The organism is Zoogloea sp. LCSB751 (assembly GCF_002028455.1).
GTDB lineage: Bacteria > Pseudomonadota > Gammaproteobacteria > Burkholderiales > Rhodocyclaceae > Zoogloea.
In genome coordinates this window covers 1-2,953 of the sequence record NZ_MWUM01000058.1, presented here as the reverse complement: position 1 = coordinate 2,953, position 2,953 = coordinate 1, and the positions used below count along the sequence as shown (strand labels likewise).

General features: G+C 56.2%; 3 protein-coding genes, 1 tRNA gene and 1 pseudogene. 4 read left to right on the top strand and 1 reads right to left on the bottom strand.

Annotated elements, in window-relative coordinates:
• Positions 1-330, top strand: a 330-nt coding sequence (locus B4920_RS25640; protein ID WP_139379633.1) for an integrase core domain-containing protein, incomplete at its 5' end; no start/stop codon positions are given.
• A 556-nt stretch (positions 331-886) separates the two neighbouring features.
• Here B4920_RS25640 and B4920_RS25635 read toward each other — a convergent pair.
• Positions 887-970, bottom strand: a tRNA-Leu gene (locus B4920_RS25635).
• A 382-nt stretch (positions 971-1,352) separates the two neighbouring features.
• Here B4920_RS25635 and hemB point away from each other — a divergent pair.
• From hemB to B4920_RS31085, 3 genes and pseudogenes are all read left to right on the top strand, one after another.
• On the top strand, positions 1,353-2,363 hold the full coding sequence (gene hemB / locus B4920_RS25630; RefSeq protein WP_079437574.1) for a porphobilinogen synthase: 1,011 nt from the start codon (positions 1,353-1,355) through the stop codon (positions 2,361-2,363).
• Between the two features lie 289 nt (positions 2,364-2,652).
• Positions 2,653-2,784, top strand: a pseudogene (locus B4920_RS29060) (ISAs1 family transposase); the annotation flags it as partial.
• A gap of 92 nt (positions 2,785-2,876) precedes the next feature.
• On the top strand, positions 2,877-2,953 hold a 77-nt coding region (locus B4920_RS31085; protein WP_139379456.1), incomplete at its 3' end, for a transposase DNA-binding-containing protein.

Below are 2,953 nucleotides of genomic sequence, written 5' to 3'. Positions count from 1 at the left end.
GCCCGCTTTGGCACGCTGGGGCGCGTGAAGGAGCCCTTCCTGCTCCGTTCGGACAACGGTCTGGTCTTCACCAGCCGCAGCTATACGGCCCTGGTCAAAAGCTACGGCCTGAAGCAGGAGTTCATCACGCCCTATACCCCGCAACAGAATGGCTTGGTGGAGCGGATGATCCGCACGCTGAAAGAGCAGTGCATCCACCGGCACCGCTTCGAAACCCTGCAGCACGCCAGTCGCGTGATCGGCGACTGGATTCAGTTCTACAACCACCGGCGGCCGCATCAGGCGCTGGAGATGAAGACGCCGGCGGAGGCATTCGCTTTAGCTGCGTGACCTGTGCAGGATTTGATGGGTCAATACATGGTCGCCCATCGGCGCCGTGACCCTCAATCCGGAACGGGATGCGGTCATTGCGACAGCAACAGGTGAAGCGAATAGACAGCCATTGGCTGCATGAATCAGGCGACAACTATCTTGACGCGCGCCGACCCCTCGAGTGTGGGGCTGGTTCAACCATCATCATCGGCCGCTCGCGCCTATTGGCTACCTGCCGCTGGTTGAAGCTTAGGCAAGCTATCACCGTAGTCAAACCGATCAGGCTGTGAGAGTCTGACTCAAATCCAACCGCCTCCGCGAAACCCAAGGCGATTCAATGCAACTTCTGGGCAGTGCAGTTGATTTCGACTGGATCGCTGCCTATTGCGACGGGGCTTGCTGCTCTGCTCGAACACCATGCGTATTCTGCATGTGCGATATAGGGTAATCTTGAGAGTTGCGTTTGAATGAGGGGGAGTCTTCTAAGACTTCGATTTCTCCACAGCTTCAGTCCTGTATGGTAAGGGCAAGAAAACGTGGACTCGTTTGATTTGCAATGAAAACAGTATATTGCTGGTGCGGACGGAGAGACTCGAACTCTCACGCCATCGGCGCCAGAACCTAAATCTGGTGCGTCTACCAATTCCGCCACGTCCGCTAGAGCGGCTCGCATTGTAAAGGTAGTGACGTACCATTGCCAGTATTTCTATGAATGCAGATGTGTCGTTGGAAAGGCAGTACAGCAAGGGCCTTGATACTATCCTGGAAGGTGTGTGGCTTTCGCAAGGGTGTCAGTTTGAATGCCAGGGCTTAGAATCCCAATTTTTCAGGCCAGACTACATGTGGAGTTATGCGACTGTGGAATAAAAAACCCCCGGCAAGGGGAGCGCCGGGGGTCGAAAAACGCCTTGCTTGCTCAAGGCACCCGCTCAGGGAGGTATAGCGGGAGACGGTTCAGCACCATCTGTTAATTAGTGTAGAGGCCGGTGGAGAAAGTTCCCGCGGCATTTCGTTTCTAGATGTAAGTACTTGAGACTTTTATGAGCCCAGTTCAGTCTGTATTCCCGGCTATCCGAATGCGTCGCATGCGCAGGGACGAGTTCTCCCGTCGGCTCATGCGTGAAAATCGGCTGTCAGCTGATGATTTGATCTACCCGGTTTTCGTTCTCGAAGGGCAGGGAGCTACGCAACACGTGGCGTCGATGCCCGGTGTTGCTCGTCTTTCGCTCGACAATCTCCTGGGTGTCGCCGAAGAGGCTGTTCGGCTTGGCGTGCCGGCGCTGGCTTTGTTTCCGGTTATCGAGGATGGCAAGAAGTCCTTGGGGGCTGAGGAAGCCTACAACCCTGATGGCCTGGTTCCTCGTGTTATCAGCGAGTTGAAGCGCCGTTTTCCTGAGTTGGGGGTGATTACCGACGTTGCCCTTGATCCGTACACCGTTCACGGTCAGGATGGTCTTATCGATGCAAGCGGTTATGTGCTCAATGATGAGACGCTCGAAGTCCTTGCCCGTCAAGCCTTGTGTCACTCCCAAGCAGGGGCTGACATAGTTGCGCCGTCGGACATGATGGATGGCCGGATAGCCCGCATTCGTGCAGAGTTGGATGGTGCGCAACAGATCTATACGCGCATCCTGGCCTACTCGGCCAAGTATGCATCGAGCTTTTACGGTCCATTCCGGGATGCCGTAGGGTCAGCTGGCAATCTTGGCAAGGGCAACAAATACACTTATCAGATGGATCCTGCGAACTCCGATGAGGCGATTCGGGAAGTTGCGCTCGATATTGCAGAAGGGGCTGACATGTTCATGGTCAAGCCGGGCATGCCTTATCTGGACATCGTGCGGCGCGTGAAGACCGAGTTGCGGGTTCCGACCTACGCGTATCAGGTGAGCGGCGAGTACGCGATGCTGAAGGCTGCGGTGGCTAATGGCTGGCTTGACGAGCGTGCTTGCGCGATGGAAGCTCTGCTTGCCTTCAAGAGAGCTGGAGCGGATGGGATCCTGACTTATTACGCATTGGATGCGGCACGCTGGTTGAAGGAAGGTCAGTAAGTGCGGAGCTGAAGGGCGTCGGCCCCAAGGGCCGTCGCACTCGGATGGCATACGCCCTTCTCCGCACCTCCAGACAAATTGCTGACGTTAAAAGGGTTCGCCAGCGGCCTGTAAGCAGCGCTCATATCGCGTCTAGTATCGCTTTTGGATTGATGTATGAGCGTTGCCGGAGCGAGTCTGATGGAGCGTCTGAGCGATGGCGGCGCTGGACCGGTGGCATCGTCGGTGCTTTGGATGGAAGTATCTCCATCGATGGCAAGACCCTGCGTCGTTTGGCCAATGGCAGCGCATCAAGGGCTTGCTGGTGAGCATCGATGCGATGGGCTGCCACCGCGAAAGTACCGCGAAGATTGTTCAAAAGGGCGGCGATTACCTGCTTGCGGTCAAAGGCAATCAGCCCACGCTCTACCAACAGGTGCGCGATCTGATCGTAAGCCCCCGGTAATCCCCATCCCCTTACACACAACTCTCCAGCCTGTATGCTTCATGCCAAATAACTGACGAGGCTGGCTGATGAGTTGGGCGAGAGACGAGTTCGGGACGATACAGCTGGGCGATCGGCGGTTGAACAAGCGAGCGGTTCTGCTGGC

What these genes read in the sequence shown, in the direction of transcription:
- hemB (WP_079437574.1), top strand. Translation starts at nt 1,353, where the DNA reads ATGAGCCCAGTTCAGTCTGTATTCCCGGCTATCCGAATGCGTCGCATG.